General features: G+C 73.0%; 19 protein-coding genes. 6 read left to right on the top strand and 13 right to left on the bottom strand.

The window, feature by feature from the left end; translation table 11 throughout:
- The first annotated feature begins 15 nt into the window (after positions 1 to 15).
- On the top strand, positions 16 to 543 hold the full coding sequence (locus ACZ5GT_RS05120) for an NUDIX hydrolase family protein (protein WP_469014776.1): 528 nt from the start codon (positions 16 to 18) through the stop codon (positions 541 to 543).
- 3 nt (positions 544 to 546) lie between these two features.
- Here the strand turns inward: ACZ5GT_RS05120 and ACZ5GT_RS05125 are convergent, their stop codons facing one another.
- From ACZ5GT_RS05125 to ACZ5GT_RS05140, 4 genes are all read right to left on the bottom strand, one after another.
- On the bottom strand, positions 547 to 879 hold the full coding sequence (locus ACZ5GT_RS05125; RefSeq protein WP_469014335.1) for a DUF2218 domain-containing protein: 333 nt from the start codon (positions 877 to 879) through the stop codon (positions 547 to 549).
- A 161-nt stretch (positions 880 to 1,040) separates the two neighbouring features.
- Entirely contained in the window at positions 1,041 to 2,024 is a 984-nt protein-coding gene (locus ACZ5GT_RS05130) for an aldo/keto reductase (RefSeq protein ID WP_469014337.1), read from the bottom strand.
- An 87-nt stretch (positions 2,025 to 2,111) separates the two neighbouring features.
- A complete protein-coding gene (locus ACZ5GT_RS05135) occupies positions 2,112 to 2,774 on the bottom strand; it encodes an NUDIX domain-containing protein (protein ID WP_469014339.1) in 663 nt (220 codons plus the stop codon).
- Positions 2,775 to 2,860: 86 nt separating this feature from the next.
- Positions 2,861 to 3,355, bottom strand: coding sequence for a PaaI family thioesterase (locus ACZ5GT_RS05140; protein WP_469014341.1), 495 nt, complete (start codon positions 3,353 to 3,355; stop codon positions 2,861 to 2,863).
- Positions 3,356 to 3,463: 108 nt separating this feature from the next.
- Between ACZ5GT_RS05140 and ACZ5GT_RS05145 the strand changes: the two genes are divergently transcribed.
- Entirely contained in the window at positions 3,464 to 3,931 is a 468-nt protein-coding gene (locus ACZ5GT_RS05145) for a winged helix-turn-helix transcriptional regulator (RefSeq protein WP_469014344.1), read from the top strand.
- Positions 3,932 to 4,032: 101 nt separating this feature from the next.
- Complete coding sequence (locus ACZ5GT_RS05150) at positions 4,033 to 5,322, top strand: hypothetical protein (protein ID WP_469014347.1); 1,290 nt, start codon at positions 4,033 to 4,035, stop codon at positions 5,320 to 5,322.
- 152 nt (positions 5,323 to 5,474) lie between these two features.
- On the opposite strand, the gene ACZ5GT_RS05155 is transcribed toward ACZ5GT_RS05150, so the two are convergent.
- The 8 genes from ACZ5GT_RS05155 to ACZ5GT_RS05190 all read right to left on the bottom strand — a co-directional run bounded on the left by ACZ5GT_RS05155 (position 5,475) and on the right by ACZ5GT_RS05190 (position 13,010).
- Positions 5,475 to 5,936, bottom strand: a complete 462-nt coding sequence (locus ACZ5GT_RS05155; RefSeq protein WP_469014349.1) for a hypothetical protein — start codon at positions 5,934 to 5,936, stop codon at positions 5,475 to 5,477.
- A 1-nt stretch (position 5,937) separates the two neighbouring features.
- Positions 5,938 to 7,521: an acyl-CoA synthetase gene (locus ACZ5GT_RS05160; RefSeq protein WP_469014352.1), complete on the bottom strand. Its 1,584-nt coding sequence runs from the start codon at positions 7,519 to 7,521 to the stop codon at positions 5,938 to 5,940.
- 207 nt (positions 7,522 to 7,728) lie between these two features.
- Entirely contained in the window at positions 7,729 to 8,565 is an 837-nt protein-coding gene (gene hcaB, locus ACZ5GT_RS05165; protein ID WP_469014354.1) for a 3-(cis-5,6-dihydroxycyclohexa-1,3-dien-1-yl)propanoate dehydrogenase, read from the bottom strand.
- Positions 8,562 to 9,431: an alpha/beta fold hydrolase gene (locus ACZ5GT_RS05170; RefSeq protein WP_469014356.1), complete on the bottom strand. Its 870-nt coding sequence runs from the start codon at positions 9,429 to 9,431 to the stop codon at positions 8,562 to 8,564. The genes hcaB and ACZ5GT_RS05170 overlap by 4 nt, the downstream gene beginning before the upstream one ends.
- Positions 9,432 to 9,492: 61 nt before the next feature.
- Entirely contained in the window at positions 9,493 to 10,068 is a 576-nt protein-coding gene (locus ACZ5GT_RS05175; RefSeq protein ID WP_469014358.1) for a 3-phenylpropionate/cinnamic acid dioxygenase subunit beta, read from the bottom strand.
- 37 nt (positions 10,069 to 10,105) lie between these two features.
- Complete coding sequence (locus tag ACZ5GT_RS05180; RefSeq protein WP_469014361.1) at positions 10,106 to 11,320, bottom strand: NAD(P)/FAD-dependent oxidoreductase; 1,215 nt, start codon at positions 11,318 to 11,320, stop codon at positions 10,106 to 10,108.
- Entirely contained in the window at positions 11,317 to 11,652 is a 336-nt protein-coding gene (locus ACZ5GT_RS05185) for a non-heme iron oxygenase ferredoxin subunit (RefSeq protein ID WP_351889416.1), read from the bottom strand. The genes ACZ5GT_RS05180 and ACZ5GT_RS05185 overlap by 4 nt, the downstream gene beginning before the upstream one ends.
- A complete protein-coding gene (locus tag ACZ5GT_RS05190) occupies positions 11,649 to 13,010 on the bottom strand; it encodes an SRPBCC family protein (protein WP_469014365.1) in 1,362 nt (453 codons plus the stop codon). Before ACZ5GT_RS05190 ends, ACZ5GT_RS05185 begins: the two co-directional genes overlap by 4 nt.
- Positions 13,011 to 13,111: 101 nt before the next feature.
- Between ACZ5GT_RS05190 and ACZ5GT_RS05195 the strand changes: the two genes are divergently transcribed.
- Genes ACZ5GT_RS05195 through ACZ5GT_RS05205 form a run of 3 tightly spaced genes read left to right on the top strand, consistent with a single transcriptional unit; the run spans position 13,112 to position 15,371 of the window.
- Positions 13,112 to 14,095: a zinc-binding dehydrogenase gene (locus tag ACZ5GT_RS05195; protein ID WP_469014368.1), complete on the top strand. Its 984-nt coding sequence runs from the start codon at positions 13,112 to 13,114 to the stop codon at positions 14,093 to 14,095.
- An 11-nt stretch (positions 14,096 to 14,106) separates the two neighbouring features.
- A complete protein-coding gene (locus ACZ5GT_RS05200; RefSeq protein WP_469014371.1) occupies positions 14,107 to 15,054 on the top strand; it encodes a 3-carboxyethylcatechol 2,3-dioxygenase in 948 nt (315 codons plus the stop codon).
- A 17-nt stretch (positions 15,055 to 15,071) separates the two neighbouring features.
- Positions 15,072 to 15,371 (top strand): hypothetical protein, encoded by a 300-nt coding sequence (locus tag ACZ5GT_RS05205; protein ID WP_469014373.1) that lies wholly within the window; start codon positions 15,072 to 15,074, stop codon positions 15,369 to 15,371.
- 535 nt (positions 15,372 to 15,906) lie between these two features.
- Here the strand turns inward: ACZ5GT_RS05205 and ACZ5GT_RS05210 are convergent.
- Positions 15,907 to 16,734 carry an IclR family transcriptional regulator gene (locus ACZ5GT_RS05210; protein WP_469014375.1) on the bottom strand — a complete coding sequence of 276 codons (828 nt, stop codon included), beginning with the start codon at positions 16,732 to 16,734 and terminating at the stop codon, positions 15,907 to 15,909.
- Positions 16,735 to 16,837: the final 103 nt, after the last annotated feature.

Genomic DNA, 16,837 nt, shown 5'->3' on the forward strand with positions numbered 1-16,837 from the left:
CAAGCAATGTCTGATATGACCGACACCACGCCGGGCTGGCTGAGCCCCGACGACCTCGAGATGGCGCGCGCCCGCATGCCGATCCTGTACGTCGAGGCCGTGCCCGTACGCGTCGACGACAGCGGCGAAGTCACCAGCGTCGGCCTCCTGCTGCGGATCGGACCGGACGGCACGGTCAGCCGGACCGTGGTCTCCGGCCGGGTACTGCACCACGAACGCGTCCGGGACGCCCTGCTGCGCCATCTGGAGAAGGACCTCGGGCCGGTGGCGCTGCCCCGCGTCCCGGCCTCGCTGCAGCCCTTCACGGTCGCGGAGTACTTCCCGACGCAGGGCGTCACGCCCTACCACGACCCGCGCCAGCACGCGGTGTCGCTGGCCTACGTCGTCCCGGTCACCGGCGACTGCCGGCCGCGCCAGGACGCTCTGGACCTGGTCTGGTTCAGCCCGCAGGAGGCCCTGTCGCCGGCGGTGCAGAGCGAGATGCCGGGCGGCCAGGGGGTGCTGCTGAAGCAGGCGCTGGCCCACGTGGGCTGCGCGCTCTGACGGTCAGGCGGTGTCCTCCGCCTTGCGCTGGGTGGTGCCGGCCTCGCCGGTGTCGCGGTGCCATTCGACGACCAGTTCGTCCTTGGCGCCGAAGCGGACGAGGTGACGGCCGACGACGTCCTCCAGCCGGGCGAGGTGCTCGGCGTCGGCCTCCACCGCCAGCAGCAGCGCGTCGTCGGCCGCGGTGAGGGAGCCGGTGCCGTCCTGGAAGACCAGGCTGCCCACGCCCGTCTCCTCGTCCCAGCTCGTGGTGGCGCGCCGGCCCAGGTGGGAGGCGAGCTGTTTGGCGTAGCGGTGCGGACGGTCGGTGCGGACGCGGGCTTCGGAACGGGCCATCGGGGACTCCCTGGTGAGGGCGAACGGTACGCACCGATGGTGCCGGACGGCGGGGCCCGGCAGGCCCCCGCCTCGCCCGTCACATGCGGCAACGCATGGATGCCCGCCGCGTCGCGGTGAGTGCGCCGTGTCGAGCCTGGCCCGCCTGCCGCGCGTCGCGGTCAGTGCGCCACGTCGAGTCTGGCTCGCTGGTCCGCGGTCAGTTCCAGGTCGACGGCGGCCAGGTTCTCCTCCAGCTGGGTCACGGAGGACGCGCCGGCCAGCGGGACGATCGGCAGGTCGCCGCCCGTCTGCCAGGCCAGCACGACCTGGTTGGGGGTCGCCCCGGTTTCCCGGGCCACCTCCCGCAGGGCCGCGAGGCGGGCCGGGGTGCCGGGGTGGTCGTACTCGGGCGGCAGCCGGTCCGGGCGGACGTAGCTGCCCTTGAGGAGGGGCGAGTAGGCGACCAGGGTCAGCGCGGGCTCGGCCCGCAGGTAGCTCAGCGTCTCCGGGCCCACCGCGCCGAGGCTGCCGTCGGGGAAGAGGTCGCCGGGCACGTCGGTGCGGGGCCGCAGGTAGCTGTGCTCGTACTGGAGCACCTCGTAGCCGGGCAGTCCGGCCGCGGCGGCCAGCGCGCGGGCCCGTTCGACGCGCCACACGGCGTGGTTGCTGACGCCGAGGAGGCCGACGGTGCCCTCGGCGACCAGTTCCGCGAAGCCCTCGACGGTCTCGCGCAGCGGGACGGTGGTGTCCTCGATGTGGGCGTAGAGCAGGTCCAGCCGGTCCACGCCGAGGCGTTCGCGGCTGCGCTCGGCGGCCTCGCGGATCACCTTGGCGGACAGGCCCTCGGGGTTGTCGACGTAGCCGGTGCCGGGGGCGAGGGGGCGGGCGCCGAGCTTGGTGGCGATGACGATCTCGTCGCCGACGCCGCGGCTGCGCCGCCACCGGCCGAGAAGTTCCTCGCTGTGGCCGCCCTGGCTGCCGTCGGTCCAGAAGGCGTAGTTGTCGGACGTGTCGATGAAGTTCCCGCCGGCCTCGACGTACCGGTCGAGCACGGCGAAGGACGTCTGCTCGTCCGTCCGGGACCCGAACAGCATCGCGCCGAGCGCGAGGACGCTCACCTCGCGGCGGGTGCGCGGGTCGGTTCCGATGGTGCGGTACCTCATGGTGTTCCCTCCCGTACGTGCCCGGGGCTCCGGGCACGCGGGGGAGTCTTCAGCTTGAAGTGCACGCGAAGTCAAGCCGCTTCGCGGTCACTTGCTGAACGGGCCCTCCAGCGCGGCCCATTGGAGCAGCATGATGGTCTTGGCGTCGTTGATCTCGCCGGTACGGATCATCTCCAGGGCCCGGCGGAAGGGAAGTTCGACGATCTCGATGTCCTCGCCCTCCTCGTCGAGGCCGCCGCCCCGGTGGGTGCGGGTGGCGGGGCCGTAGGCGGCGGCGTAGAAGCTGACGCGCTCGGTGACCGAGCCGGGGCTCATGTAGACGTCGAAGACGTGCCGGACCTCGCCGATGGTGTGCCCGGTCTCCTCCACCACCTCGCGTCGGACGGCGAGTTCGGGGTGCTCGTCCTCGTCGTCGAGGAGACCGCCCGGGGTCTCGATCAGCATGCCGTCGGGGTGTCCGTTGACGTACACCGGGAACCGGAACTGCCGGGTGAGCAGCACGGTTTCGCGTTCGGCGTCGTACAGCAGCATGGTGGCGCCGTTGCCGCGGTCGTGGGTCTCGCGCTCCTGGGTGATCCAGGTGCCGTCGGCGCGCCGGAAGTCGAAGGTGGTGGTGCGCTCCACGTACCAGTGGCTGGACAGCAGTTTCACGTCCCGCACCTTCACGCGCGGGTTGCCGGTCAGGTCGCGGCCGGTCCGGTCGAGGCCGGTGCGGCCGCGGCGGTCGGGGGTGTCGATGCCGGCGGTCATCGGACACCGGTCGCACGGGATGCGGGGCGGGAGTTGCTCATGGTCCGCTTCTATCACGACCGGCCCGGCGGGCTCGCCCGACGACGTCAGGGCGTGGGCAGCGGGAAGAGCATGCAGGTGCTGGTGGCGTGCGCGAGCAGGCGGTCCGATCCGTCGAGCAGGCGCGCCTCGGCGAGTGCCGTGCGCCGGCCGCCGCTGAGGACGCTGCCGACGGCGCGCACCTTGCCGGTGTCGACGGTGACCGGGCGCAGGAACTTCACCGCGATGTCGACCGAGGTGTACCCGGTGCCCGGCGGGAGGGTGGACTGCACGGCGCAGCCGGCCGCCGAGTCGAGCATCGTCGCGTACATCCCGCCGTGGACGCTGCCGATGGGGTTGTAGTGCTCCTCGCCCGGCACCAGGGAGAACACCGCGTGCCCGTGGTCCACCTCTTCGAGGGCCATGCCCAGGGTGGCGGCGACCGGCGGCGCGGGCAGCCGCCCGGCGAGGATGTCCCGCAGGAACTCCAGGCCCGAGGCCCGGCCCACGGCGGCCGCCGTGACCGCCGGGTCCTGCCAGTCGTACGTACGAGACCGCTCCATGTCTCCGCCCTTGCCTTCCCCTGATACCTGACTCTGTTCGACGAAGCTAGCCCCGCCCGGAGCTGGCTGTCAATGACAAAGCCAGGCCGCCTGCCTACGATGACTGCCATGGAGTGGCTGGAGATGAGCACGGAGAACTGCACGGTTCAGCGCACGCTCGACCTGATCGGCGAGAAGTGGACCCTGCTCATCCTGCGCGACGCGTTCAACGGGGTCCGCCGCTTCGACGACTTCCGGCGCCATGTCGGGCTCTCCGACGCGGTCCTCTCCGCCCGGCTGCGCAAGCTGGTCGCGGCCGGGATCCTCCGGACCGCGCCCTACCAGGAGCGCGGCAGCCGCACCCGGCACGAGTACCGGCTGACCGCCAAGGGCCGCGACCTGTGGCCCGTCCTGGTCGCCCTGCGGCAGTGGGGCGAGACGCACGTGGCGAACCCGGAGGGGCCGGTGCTGGACATCAGGCACGACGACTGCGGCGCCCCCGTGCGCGTGGTCGTGGAGTGCGCCGACGAGCGCACGGCGCTGTCCCCGGCCGACGTCACGGTCTCGCCGGGGCCCGCCGCGCGGCCCCAACTCTGAGGCGCTGTACAACCGTTGGGGCCCGGCGGGGGTCTCATGGACGGGACCGCGGTTCGCCCGCGGTTCCTCCGACCGCCGCCGACGCTTCACCAGGGGACCCCATGTTCCGTTCCGCCTCCGGCCGCCGCACGCTCCGCCGGTGCACGGGAGCGATGGGGGCGGTCGCCCTCGTCGCGCTGACCGCAGGACCCGCCGTCGCCGACGATCCCGCGCCCGGCCTGGTGCTGGACGGGATCGCCCCGATCGACGGGGTACGGCCGGGCGACACCGTGCCGGTGCCCGCGAGTTTCACGAACACGGGCGCCGAGGCGCTGGAGAAGGTCTACCTGTCGTACTCCGTCACCCGCGGGCTGAGCCACACCGAGCTGCCCTCCAACTGCCTCCGCTACGAGGTCTCCTCCTTCGACGAGGCGCCGAGCAAGTCGGTCGCGGTGTGCGAGTTCGACCAGCGGGTGGAGCCCGGCACCGTCTACGCGCCCGAGAAGGCGCTGACCCTGAAGGTGCTCGGCCACGCGCTGTACGACGACCTCCGCGTCGTCGTCGCCGCCGACGACCCCGCTCCCGGGGACGGCGCCGCCGCGCCCGTGCCCGGGACCGGCCCGGCGGTACGGCTGACCGAGCGGCCGGACGCCACGCCGGCGCCGGGCGGCTCGGCGGAGCACGCCGACTGGGACGCGGCCGACGTGAAGGTGACCTCGGTGAACACGGCGGACTTCCGGGTGACGGGGGCGAAGCTGACGGGGCGGGTCGGGGAGACGGTGGCCCTGGAGGTGAAGTTCACCAACGACGGTCCGGGCTGGGTGCTGCGGGACCTGGGCACGCCCGCGACCGAGGTGCGCGTCACGATGCCCGCCGGCACGACGGTGACGAAGACCCCCGGCTTCTGCGACAAGGTACGGGCCGGCACGTACAGCTGCGGCACCGCGCAGTCCTGGGTCGACGAGGGCGACGGCGAGACGTACGCCTTCAGGCTGCGGATCGACAAGGCGGTGCCCGGGGCCGAGGGATCGGTGAAACTCGCCGGCGCGGCCCGGCCGTTCGACAAGAACAAGGCCGACGACTCGGCCGGCATCACGCTCGACGTCAGCGGGGGCGGCAGCACAGGTGGTTCCACCGGCGGCTCCACGGGTGGCTCCACGGATGGTTCCACGGGTGGTTCCACCGGCGGCTCCGGGTCCACCGGGTCCACGGGCTCGTCCGGCTCCACCGGCTCGACGGGATCCTCCGGCGGCTCCGGCACGGGCAGCTCTTCGGTGGGCGGCGCCCAGGGCGGCGGTCTGGCGAGCACCGGTGCGGGTTCGGCGCTGCCCCTGGCCGGCGCGGCCGCCGGGGCCGTGGCGGTCGGCGCGGGCGCCGTGCTGGTGGCACGCCGCCGCGCGAACCGGCGGTGAGGCCCGGGCCCGGCGACCAGCCGACCCGGCGGAACAGCCGACCCGGCGGAACAGCCGACCCGGCGGAACAGCCGACCCGGCGGAACAGCCGACCCGGCGGAACAGCCGACCCGGCGGAACAGGGGCTGTCGCCCCGTTCCGCCGGCGGGCGGTCAGGCGCCCGGTACGCGGTCCAGGTCGATGTCCGTGCCGGTGACCCAGTCCGGCTCGGTGACCAGGAGGCCGAGCTCCTGCCGTCCGAGGTCGACGTCGACGACGTACCGGAACCCCGCCGCCTCGGCCGCCGTGCGCGCGGCCTGGTCGCCCGCGGGCACGCCGTGCACGACACGGCGGCACTCCGGGTCCGCGCGCAGCACGGCGTCCGCGAGGACACGCAGCAGGCCGGGCAGCAGCGCGCGGGGGCAGTCGTCGCCGACCCGCACCTCCACGTCGTGCGCGCTGACGGGGTAGCTGTCGCGCAGCCGTCCCGCGGCGCAGCGCTCCAGCCGTACCTCGACGCGCACGCCTTCGCCGGCCACCAGGAGGTCGGCCGAGTGGCGTCTGCGGGACTCCCGCAACACCTCCCAGCCCTCCCCGAGCGCCGGTCCTGCGGGAAGCGCGGGCACCGTGATCATGTCAGTTCTCCTCGGTCGCCAGACGTCGGATGACGGTCTTGTCGAGCTTGCCGGAGGCGTTCCTGGGCACCGCGGGAACGAGCTTGAGACGCCTGGGCAGCTTGTAGCGGGCCAGCTGGTCGCCCGCGTAGGCGCGGATGTCCTCCAGGGTGATCGAGGTGTCCCCGGCGACGGTGATCACCGCGGCGACCGCCTCGCCCCACTGGTCGTCGGCGACCCCGACCACGGCGACGTCCACGACGCCCGGCATGGACGACACGACGCGCTCCACCTCCGCCGGGTAGACGTTCTCGCCGCCGCTGATGATCATGTCCTTGAGCCGGTCGACGATGAAGAGGTAGTCGTCCTCGTCGAGGTAGCCGATGTCGCCGGAGTGGAACCAGCCCTCGTCGTCGAAGGCGGCGCGGGTGGCGTCGGGGTCGTTCCAGTAGCCGGCGGTGACGTTGGGGCCGCGGACCACGACCTCGCCGGGTTCGAAGGGCTTGACCGGCTCGTTGGTGACGCTGTCGACGACCCGCACCTCGGTGTAGGGCATGGGGATGCCCGCGGAGCCCAGCTTGTCGAGGGTGTGCTCGGCCGGCAGGTGGGTGGCGAACGGCGCGGTCTCCGTCAGGCCCCAGGCCTGCTGGAGCGAGATGCCGTGGTCGGCGTACTGCTGGACCAGCGAGGGGGGAACCGGCGCGCCCGCGACGACCACGGCGCGCAGCTCGCTGAGGTCCCGGTCGAACGCGCCGGGGACGCGGGCCAGCGCGGTGAACATCTGCGGGACGCCGAACATGGAGTTGACGCGGTGGGTGACCAGGTCGTCCAGGCACTGCTCCGGGTCGAAGGCGCGCCGCACGACGACGGTGCCGCCGCGTACCAGGGTGCGCAGCACGAAGCTGTTCAGGGCGCCGATGTGGAACAGCGGGGCGGCGGCGTAGGTGACGTCGCCGCGCCGGGTGTCCAGCCGCATCTCGACGTTGACGGAGTTCCACCAGGCGTTGCCGTGGGTGAGGACGACGCCCTTGGGGGTTCCCGTGGTGCCGGAGGTGAACATCAGGATCGCCGGGTCGTCGGCGCCCTTCGGCACCAGCACGGTGCTCGGCGGCGCGGCCTCGATCAGCGGGGACCACGGCTCCCAGCCCTCCGCCTCGCCGGCCGGGACCTCGGAGTCGTCGTCGATCAGCAGGAAACGCGTCAGCCCGGTCGCCTCGCGCACGGCTTCGACGCCGGCGCGGTGGCCCTCCTCGCAGACCACGACCCGGGCCCCGCTCTTGGCCAGGACGCGCTCCAGCTCCGGCTCGGCGAGCCGGAAGTTGACCGGGACGTACACGGCGCCGATCCGGAAGACGGCCAGCATCGTGACGAGGAACGACGTGCTGTTGAGCCCGAGGTAGGCGACGCGGTCGCCCTCCCCGACGCCGCCGGAGGCCAGCACGCTCGCCAGGCGCGCCGCCCGGTCGTCGAGTTCGGCGTAGGTGAGGTCTCCCCCCGCGTAGCGGACGACCACGCTGTCGCCCTGGTGGCGTGCGTTGCGGGCGACCGCGGCGGCCGGGTTGAGGTCGACCCGCAGGCCGGAGTTGCGGGGGTGGGGTCTGGTCACGGTCGGCTCCTGGTTGAGCTTCGTCGAGTCGGAGGATCGTCGGGGCCTCGACGGCATCGGGTCATCAGGGGATCGAGGGGTCAGCAGGTCAGGGGTCGGCAGGTCATGTCGACGGGGATCGCGTCGACGGGGATCGGCGGGACGCGTCGTGCGGGGACGCGTCCGCCGGGGTGGGCCGTCAGCCGCTCGTCCGGGCGGCCGGGGCCGTCACAGGTGGTCGCCGCCGGCCGCGGCGGCGAATCCGCGGACGCCGATACCGCCGTCGACGGAGATCGCGTGGCCGGTGATGGGGCCGCTCTGGTCGCGCGCCGCGAGCAGCACGTACGGGCCGGTGAAGTCCCGCGGGTCCGTGCTGGAGTCGTGCAGCGGAATGGGCGGGGGCGGGGTGTCGGGGCCGCGCTTGGCGAAGGACGCGCCGATCGAACGCCCGTCCAGGGACAAGGACTCCGGGCCGCGCAGGTCGGTGTTCATGCCCCCGCAGGCGACGCCGTTGACGCGCACCTTGGGGGCCAGCTCGTAGGCGAGTTCCCGCATCAGGCCCAGGCACGCGTGCTTGCTGGCGGTGTACAGGGGCCCGCCGCCGTTGACGTAGAAGGAGGCGTTGGACAGCGTCATGACGATGCTGCCGCGGGTCTTGACCAGCTCCGGCCAGGCCGCCTCGGCGGCCAGCAGGTAGCCCTTGACGTTGATGGAGAAGATCTCGTCGAACGCCGTGTCGAGCTCCTTGGCGCCGAGCCTGGTCAGCTGGCGCTGGTAGTCCCACACTCCGGCGTTGGCGACGAGCGTGTCCAGCTTGCCGAACCGGTCGACCGTCTCGGCCACGGCCCGGTGCAGCGCGTCGGAGTCGCGCACGTCGGCGGTGACCGGGTGGACGCGGGACGGGTCGGCGGCGCCGCGTACGACGTCGTCGAGCTGGTCGGCGTCCCGGCCGAGGACCGTGACGGACGCCCCCTCGTCAAGGAAGCGCTCGGCGACGGCGCGGCCGATACCGGAACCGCCGCCGGTGATCAGGACGGCGTACCCGTCCAGCCAGCCGCCGCTCATCGCTGCTCCGCCAGGAAGCCGGTGACCAGTTCCTCGAACTCCCGCTGCCGCTCCAGCTGCACCCAGTGGCCGCAGCGGCCGAAGACGTGCAGTTGCACGTCGCGGATCTGCTTCAGCATGAGCTGGGCGCCGTCGAGGGTGATGGTGCGGTCGTCGCGGCCCCACAGCAGCAGCGTGGGCGCCTTGATCTTGTGCAGGTCGCGCCACAGCGGGTCCATGCCGCCGCGCTTGGCGAAGGCCGCGTTGTAGAGGTGATAGAAGGCGATGTGGCTGTCGTCGAGGGACGCCTCGTAGCGGGCGCGCACCACGTCCTCGCCGAACTGCTTGTGGTCGAAGACCATGGTGCGGATGAACGCGGCCATCTTCTTCTCGCTGGGCCCGCCGCCGTTGTAGTAGCGGAACATCTCCTTCTGCCCCTCGGTGGGGGTGGGGCCGAAGGGCAGCCAGCCGCCGCCGGGGGCCATCAGCACCAGGCGCGTGACGCGCTCCGGGCGCTGCTGCGCCATGGCGATCGCGGCCGCGCCGCCGAGGCTGTTGCCGAGGAGGTGGAAGGTGTCGATACCGAGGGAGTCGAGGGCCTGGTACAGGGCGTCGACGGTGATCTGCGTGATCGACCGTTCGGCCAGGTCCTCCTCGGTCGGGCGGTAGCTGGCGCCGAAGCCGGGCTGGTCGGGCAGGACGACGCGGAAGTGCCGGGCCAGCGCGGGGAGGTTCTGGTGGTAGTTGCTGACGCCGGACGCTCCCGGTCCGCCGCCGTGCAGCATCACCAGCACCGGGCCTTCACCGGTCTCGGCCACGGCGATCTCGCCCAGCGAGGTCGCCACGCGGTGGTGCTTGAGTTCGAGGTCGGTCACGACATTTCCCATCGGAGGATTCAGGGGATTCGGAGGAGGGCGGGAGCGGGGCGGGGGCGGCGGCGGGGGTGGCTCAGAAGAACGTGGAGATGTTCTTCGCCTGCAGGATGTTCTGGTCGAGCAGGATCGTCCGGCGCGCCACCCGCAGGCCGTCCCCGACCCGGCGCAGCACGTCGGTGCGGCTGCCGGCGAAGACGTTCTCCTCGCGCTCCAGACGGTTGCGGTAGACCAGGAACGCGGAGCGCACCTGAAGGTCGTCCTCGGTGAAGTGGGGGTGCTCGGCCGGGTCGACGTGCTGGACCATCACGTTCGTCACCAGGTGGCGGGTGCGCGACGGCGGGTCCTCGGACCAGGCCATGCCCGAGTCGAACCGGCGGATGCGCCAGGCCAGGCTGTCCTTGGTCTCGTCGTAGAAGGCCGTGCCGCCGCGCGGGGACACCGACAGCGACTGCTGGCGCCGGAGCCGGTTGGTGCGGGTGGGCGCCCAGTACTCGAGGTCCTCGGCGAGCAGGCCGAGCCAGTCGGCGTAGCGGCCGTCGTCGAGGAGGGCGGCCTCCTCGTAGTAGAACTGCTCGACCTCGAAGTGCGTGTCGCGGTCGGCGCGCCTCCCGGCACGCGACCCGGTCTGCTCGGGGGTTGCGGTGCTCACGGTGTCGTTCGGTCCCTTCTCCACTCGGTGCGGCGCGTCAGCCGCGCATCAGGGCGCGCAGGTTCACGGCGGGGTCGGCCAGCTTCCCGGCGTCCACCGGCACGCGGCGGTCGATCATGCGGCGGGCGGCCCGTACGGCCGTGGAGTCGTCCACGGCGGCGGCCGCGACGACGAATCCGTCGCGCAGGCCGAAGACCGCGAAGGACGGGTCGTCGAAGCCGCCGCGGACGACGGTCGACTCGGCCGCGTCCATGTGGCCGACCGCTTCGACGTGGCGGCCGTGCCGGTCCGTCCAGAACCAGGGGGCCGTCGGTGCGGGCGGCGCGGCGCCCAGCAGGGTGGCGGCGGCGCGGGCTCCGTCGTGCCGGGCGGCCTCCCAGTGCTCGGTGCGGGGCAGCAGGACACCGTCGTGGCGGGTGCGGGCGGGGTCGCCGACCGCGAGTACCGCCGGGTTGGAGGTGACCTGTCCGGCATCGACCACGATGCCCCGGTCGACCTCCAGGCCGGCCCGCTCGGCAAGTTCGGTGTGCGGGACCATGCCGACGCCGAGGACGACGGCGTCGTACGACCGGGCCTCGGACTCGCCCGCCAGGCGGGCCTCGATGCGCTCGCCGCGGTCCGCGAAGGCCTCGACGCCCGCCTGGAGGGCGGTGATCCCGTTCCGGGCGTGCAGGCCGTGCAGCCAGCCGGCCAGGTCAGGGCCGAGCGCGACCGCCAGCGGTACGGCCACCGGGTCGACCAGGGTGACCTCGCAGCCCAGGCGGAGGGCGGTGGAGGCGACCTCGGCGCCGATCAGGCCGGCGCCGACGACCAGGATGCCGGCGCCGGGCGCCAGCGCGGGGCGCAGCCGGTCGGCGTCCTCGGCGGTGCGCAGCACATGGACGCGGTCGCTGCCGATGCCGGGGATGGGCGGGCGGGCGGCGGCGCCTCCGGTGGCGAGGACGACCCGGTCGGCCGGCAGCACGGTGCCGTCCGAGAGTTCGACCTTGCCCTCGGCCGGGTGCAGGGCGGTGACGGCGGTCCTGTTGACGAGGCGGACGCGCTGGTCGTCGTACCACTGCGGGGGCTGGAGGGCGATCTGCTCGGTGTTCTTGACGCCGAGCAGGAAGTCCTTCGACAGCGGCGGCCGGTCGTAGGGGAACTCGCCGGGGTCGACGATCGTGATGTCGCCGTCGAAGCCGCCGGCGCGCAGCGCGCCGGCCGTGCTGACGCCGGCGATGCCGCCGCCCGCGATCACCACGCGTTCGGTCACGGGGTCTCTCCCGGGAAGAGCCAGACCTCGCCGTCGCGGACCTCGACGCGGTGCGGGCAGGCGTTCTTGGTCGCGGGCAGCCCCTGCACCTCGCCACTCTTGAGGCAGAACTTGCTGGAGTGCAGCGGGCACTCGACGTACCCGTCCTCCACCCAGCCCTCGGCGAGCGAGGCGGTCTCGTGGGTGCAGGTGTCGTCCAGCGCGTACACGCTGTCGTCGGTGTCGCGCAGCAGGGCGATGTTGTCGGCCGTGCCGGTCACCGACTTGTCGATCGCGATGCCTTCGCCCTGGGGGATGTCGTCCAGGGCCGCGACGCGGATGCCGTCGCTCATTTCTGCTCCTCGTCGCGGTTCTCGTGCCAGGCGGGGGTGTTCATCAGTTCGCGCCAGCGCCCGTAGAAGTTGCGGCCCGCCGCGTCGCTGTACAGCTCGCTGGTGGTGCCGGGGTAACGGCCGTCCTCACGCTCGGTGCCCATCCCCATCTGGTAGTTGAGGGCCACGTTGTTGGTGATGAAGCCGTGCGAGATCGCCTGGACCTCGCTCCAGTTCTCGCCGTCGTCCTGCTCGAAGATGCCGCTGGGTCCGAAGGTGCGCAGGTTGTACAGGCGCTGCGCCTCCCGCACCTCCTCGGGCATCGACTTGTCGACGATGGTCCAGGCCCAGACCTCCATCTTGTCGGGGCCCTTGGGGTGCCAGACCCGGATGGAGCCGTTGACCGGCAGGTAGGAGAAGTTGGGGAAGACCGTGGCGTGGCCGTTGGTCAGCGGGCCCTCGACCCGGGCGTCGCCGAGCCGCTCGCGCAGCGCGTCGTAGTCCATCCACTTGTGCACGGTCTGGGCGTCGAAGCGGTTCTTCGGGTGCACGGGGAAGCCGGCGCCGTTGCCGTTGGCGTCGGAGTACTGGCGGCCGGTGCGGTGCACGACCTCGTCCTTGGGCTTCTTGCCGGCGGGCGCGAGGACCATGAGCGCGGAGGCGTGGCTCATGATCACGTGGTACCAGTCGGTGGCGAACTGCTCGGCCGCCAGCTTCCAGTTGCCCTCCAGGACCCACTTGTGGACCCCGCCGACGACGACGGTTCCCTGGTCGTCGTGGTCGAGCATGGCGTCCATGTACCAGGCCATGTCGCCGAGCGACTCGCGCAGCGGCACCGGCTCGGGGTTCCACGTGCCGAAGATCAGGCCGTGGTACGTCTCCACGTGCGGCACCTCGACCAGGCCCCACTTGCCGGAGTCGAAGGACTCCCCGTAGGCGTCCTGGTTGGGGACGCTCACCAGCGCGCCGTCCAGGTTGAAGGACCAGCCGTGGTAGGTGCAGGTGAAGTTGCGGGTGGTGCCGGCGTCGGCGCGGCAGACGCGGGCGCCGCGGTGGCGGCAGGAGTTCAGGTAGGCGCGGATCCTGCCCTCGCGGTCGAGGGTGACGATGACCGGGTCCTCGCCCATGTACGTGGTGAAGAAGTCGCCGGGCTTGTGGAACTGGTCGGTGTGCGCGAGGAACAGCCAGCTCGGGGCGAAGACGCGGCGCAGCTCCTGCTTGTACAGGTCCTGGTCGGTGAAGACGACGCGGTCCAGCAGTCCGCCCTCGTTGTCGACGAGGCCGGAGACGTCGATGTTCCGTGCCAGGTCTGCCGGGCGCCGCAGGGCGCCGCTCGGGGCCGTGGTGGCCGCGCCCCGGGGTTCGATCGTCGAGGTCATGGCCCCAGGGAACAGCAGCCTCCCGGCGGTGAGCCATGCGTCGTTCCGCAGGACGGCACGCGCGCTTACGCGGGGTGGGTGACGCGGGGGAGCGTGGCCGCATGCTTGCCGCCACCGCCGTATCCCAGAGCGCGACCGACCCGCTGGCCGGGCTGGTGCTGGGCGACGTTCCCCCGCCCGGGCCCCGGCCCGGCTGGTCGGTCGTCCGGGTCGCCGCCTCCTCGCTGAACATGCACGACCTGTGGACGCTGCGCGGCGTCGGTCACCCGCCGGACCGGCTGCCCATCATCCTCGGCTGCGACGCCGCCGGCTGGGACGAGGACGGCAACGAGGTGCTCGTGTATCCCGTCATCGCCGACCCGGACGCCGGGATGGGCGACGAGACCCTGGACCCGGGGCGGGCGCTGCTGTCGGAACAGCACGACGGCGCCTTCGCGGAGTTCCTGTCCGTCCCCACCCGCAACCTGATCCCCAAGCCGTCCTGGCTGTCCTTCGACGAGGCCGCCTGTCTGCCGGTCGCCTGGGGCACCGCGTACCGGATGCTGTTCACCCAGGCGCGGATCCGGGCCGGCGACCGGGTGCTGGTGCAGGGCGCGGGCGGCGGTGTCGCCTCGGCCGCCATCAGGCTGGCCGTGGCCGCGGGCGCCGTCGTGTACGCCACCAGCCGCAGCGAGGAGAAGCGGGCCGAGGCGCTGTCGTGGGGCGCGCGGGCCGCCGTAGCGACCGGCGAACGGCTGCCGGAGCGCGTGGACGTGGTGATCGAGACCGTCGGCGAGGCGACCTGGTCGCACTCGCTGAAGTCCCTGCGCCCCGGTGGCACCGTGGTGATCGCGGGCGCCACCAGCGGCATGAACCCGCCCGCCGACCTGGGCCGCGTCTTCTACCTCCAGCAGCGCGTCCTCGGTTCCACCGGCTGCACGCGCAGCGAGCTGGTGGCCCTGCTGAAGATGATGGACGCCACCGGCGTCCGTCCGGTCATCGACCGCACGCTGCCGCTGGCCGAGATCCACAAGGGCTTCCAGCTCATGATCGACGGCCGGCTCACCGGAAAACTCGTCGTCCACCCCTCCCCCTCGGCCCCCTGAGGAGCACCGTCATGACCGCCGCCGTTGTCGGCCTGTCCCACTCCCCCCTCATCGGCAAGAACGACCCGGCCCCCGACGTCGTCGCGGCCGTGGACGCCGCCGTCGAAGAGGCGCGCGCCTTCGTCCGCGCGTTCGACCCGGAGCTGGTCGTCCTGTACGCCCCGGACCACTACAACGGCTTCTTCTACAAGGAGATGCCGCCCTTCTGCCTGGCCACCGAGGCGCACGCCGTCGGCGACTTCGGCTCGTCCGCCGGTCCGCTGTCCGTGGACGCCAAGGCCGCGCAGGCCCTGGCGCGCGGTGTGCTGGACCGGGGTGTCGACCTGACCGTGTCGGCGCGGATGACCGTCGACCACGGCTTCACCCAGCCGCTGGAGGTGCTGTTCGGCGGCATCGCCGAGGTCCCCGTCGTGCCCGTCTTCGTCAACGGCGTCGCCACCCCGCTCGGCCCGGTGAGCCGTATCCGCGCCCTGGGCACGGCCGTCGGCGAGGCCGCGGCCGACCTGGACCGGCGGGTGCTGTTCATCGCCTCCGGCGGTCTGTCCCACGACCCGCCGGTACCGGTGCTGGAGGGCGCCCCGCCGCGGGTCGCCGACGCCCTCATCGAGGGGCACCCGCCGACGCCGGAGCAGCGGGCCCGCGGCGAGGAGCGCGTCATCCAGGCCGGCCGGGACTACGCGGCGGGCTCCACGCGGATGATCCCGCTCAGCCCGGAGTGGGACAACCTGGTGCTGGACACGCTGGCCGACCGCGGACGGCTGCCGGAGGTGGACTCCTGGACCGTGGACTGGATGGCCGCCGAGGGCGGCGGCTCCGCGCACGAGGTGCGTACCTGGGTCGCCGCGTTCGCCTCCCTCGCGGCCACCGGCGCCTACCGGATGACCTCGCGCTTCTACACGCCCGTCCCCGAGTGGATCGCGGGCTTCGCGGTGGCGACGGCGCAGCAGGAAGCGAGCTGACGACCACGGACGCCGGAGTGACCGAGGAGGCCGTGCGCCGGCTGGAGGCCGCGGCCGCCGAGCGCCGGCCCTGCGCGCCGGTCCGCGACCTCCTCGGGCGCGAGGACGTCGCGGCCGCGTACGCGGTGCGGCGCCAACTCGGCGTGAAGGGGCGGACTTCGGCGTCCTGTTCGCCGGACATGGACGTGTCCGGCGTCGCCGGGCGGGCGCCCGTGTCGCGTCTGCTGCAGCCGAAGGCGGAGGCGGAGATCACCTTCGTGCTCGGCGCGGAACTCGGGGGGCGCTCGGCCCGATGGCCGTCGTCGCCCCCGGCGTGACCGTGCGCGCCGAGATCTCCGGTCTCCGGACTCGGCACGGTGACCGCCGCTTTCACGGACTCCGGGGACCCCGCGGACCGGTAACGGTCATGGCAGGGGGTCCTGTCCCGGTGGTGGCGTCAACTTGGCGGGACGATTTCCGCCCGGTGAACGGGTAGCGGACGGCATCGGCCGACTGAGAGACCGGTCACATCGGCCGGGCGGACCGCCGCCCGGCCGGGTTCGGGCTGGGTTCCGTCGGGGGTTCCGGCAGGGTTCGGGCGGGGTTCCGTCGGGCTGGGCTTCGGACGGAGCGGCCGGGATTCCGATGGAGTTCCGGCCGGAGTTCCAAGGGGGACTCGGACGGCCGACGCGGCGGAAACGGCGCAGCGCCCGGCCGCCGGGCGCGAAGCGGCCCCGGCGGCCGGGCGGAGTACGCACGTCAGTCGGAGTACGCACGTCAGTCCTGGTCAGCCTTCGTCAGTCCACGTCGGTCCACGTCGGTCCACGTCGGTCGATGGCTGGGGCCGCGGGGTGCGGGTGCCGGCGCGCGGGATCATCCCGTCGGCAGGGCGGTGCGCAGGCCGGTCGGGTGGGCGGCGCGGGGGCGAGGGCCGCGGACCGTCCAGGCGCGGGAGGCCGCCGCGGCGATGCGGCGCATGTCGGAGCTGAGGCGGCGCGGGTCGAACTCGCCGACGCGGCCCGCCACCGACAGTCCCGCGACCGCGCGGCCGCCGTGCCCCAGGACGGGGACGGCCACGCAGTTCAGACCGTGCTGGCTCTCCTGGTCGTCATAGCTCACGCCGGTGCGGCGGATCCGCTCCAGTTCGGCGGCGAGCGCGTCCGGGTCGGTGATCGTGTGCTCGGTGAACCGCTGCAGGGGCGTGGAGGTCACCTGGGCCGCCGCGCGGGAGTCGTAGGCCAGCAGCACCTTGCCGACGGCCGTGGCGTGGGCGGGCAGCCGGCCGCCGATGCGGGAGGGGACCGGCGCCGGCCGGTGACCGTAGAGCTTGGCCAGGTAGACCACGTCGGTGCCGTGCAGGACGGAGAGGTGGACGGTCTGCCGGCTCAGTTCGTACAGGTCGGTCAGGAAGGGCAGGAGCACGTCGCGGATGCCCTCGTACCCCGGGGCGTACACCGCGCGCCCCAGGTCGTGCAGGCGTTCGCCGAGCCGGTAGTCGGTGCCGACCCGCTCCACGACCCCGTTGCGCTCCAGCATGCCGAGCACCCGGTGCGCGGTCGACTTGCTCAGCTGCGCCCGCCGGGCGAGCTCGCTCACGCCTACCCCGCTGCTGGCCCGGTCGCCGAAGGCGATGAGGAGACTGATCGCCTTGTCGACGGCGGCCCGGTCGTCCCGGGACGTGCTGGCGACGGGGGAGGTCATGGTTGGCTCACCTCAGTTTCGAGGGGTCCGCGTCAATTTGAGTACACGGTGTGGAAACATTTACGTGACACAGGATGCGAGCCGGGCGGCGGTTCGTCAACAA

The organism is Streptomyces sp. NPDC031340 (assembly GCF_055569945.1).

Bases quoted from the DNA above. Each gene is read 5' to 3' on its own strand.
- ACZ5GT_RS05120 (WP_469014776.1), top strand. From the start codon at position 16: ATGACCGACACCACGCCGGGCTGGCTGAGCCCCGACGACCTCGAGATG.
- ACZ5GT_RS05125 (WP_469014335.1), bottom strand. From the start codon at position 879: ATGGCCCGTTCCGAAGCCCGCGTCCGCACCGACCGTCCGCACCGCTAC.
- ACZ5GT_RS05130 (WP_469014337.1), bottom strand. From the start codon at position 2,024: ATGAGGTACCGCACCATCGGAACCGACCCGCGCACCCGCCGCGAGGTG.
- ACZ5GT_RS05135 (WP_469014339.1), bottom strand. From the start codon at position 2,774: ATGACCGCCGGCATCGACACCCCCGACCGCCGCGGCCGCACCGGCCTC.
- ACZ5GT_RS05140 (WP_469014341.1), bottom strand. From the start codon at position 3,355: ATGGAGCGGTCTCGTACGTACGACTGGCAGGACCCGGCGGTCACGGCG.
- ACZ5GT_RS05145 (WP_469014344.1), top strand. From the start codon at position 3,464: ATGGAGTGGCTGGAGATGAGCACGGAGAACTGCACGGTTCAGCGCACG.
- ACZ5GT_RS05150 (WP_469014347.1), top strand. From the start codon at position 4,033: ATGTTCCGTTCCGCCTCCGGCCGCCGCACGCTCCGCCGGTGCACGGGA.
- ACZ5GT_RS05155 (WP_469014349.1), bottom strand. From the start codon at position 5,936: ATGATCACGGTGCCCGCGCTTCCCGCAGGACCGGCGCTCGGGGAGGGC.
- hcaB (WP_469014354.1), bottom strand. From the start codon at position 8,565: ATGAGCGGCGGCTGGCTGGACGGGTACGCCGTCCTGATCACCGGCGGC.
- ACZ5GT_RS05170 (WP_469014356.1), bottom strand. From the start codon at position 9,431: ATGGGAAATGTCGTGACCGACCTCGAACTCAAGCACCACCGCGTGGCG.
- ACZ5GT_RS05185 (WP_351889416.1), bottom strand. From the start codon at position 11,652: ATGAGCGACGGCATCCGCGTCGCGGCCCTGGACGACATCCCCCAGGGC.
- ACZ5GT_RS05190 (WP_469014365.1), bottom strand. From the start codon at position 13,010: ATGACCTCGACGATCGAACCCCGGGGCGCGGCCACCACGGCCCCGAGC.
- ACZ5GT_RS05195 (WP_469014368.1), top strand. From the start codon at position 13,112: ATGCTTGCCGCCACCGCCGTATCCCAGAGCGCGACCGACCCGCTGGCC.
- ACZ5GT_RS05200 (WP_469014371.1), top strand. From the start codon at position 14,107: ATGACCGCCGCCGTTGTCGGCCTGTCCCACTCCCCCCTCATCGGCAAG.
- ACZ5GT_RS05210 (WP_469014375.1), bottom strand. From the start codon at position 16,734: ATGACCTCCCCCGTCGCCAGCACGTCCCGGGACGACCGGGCCGCCGTC.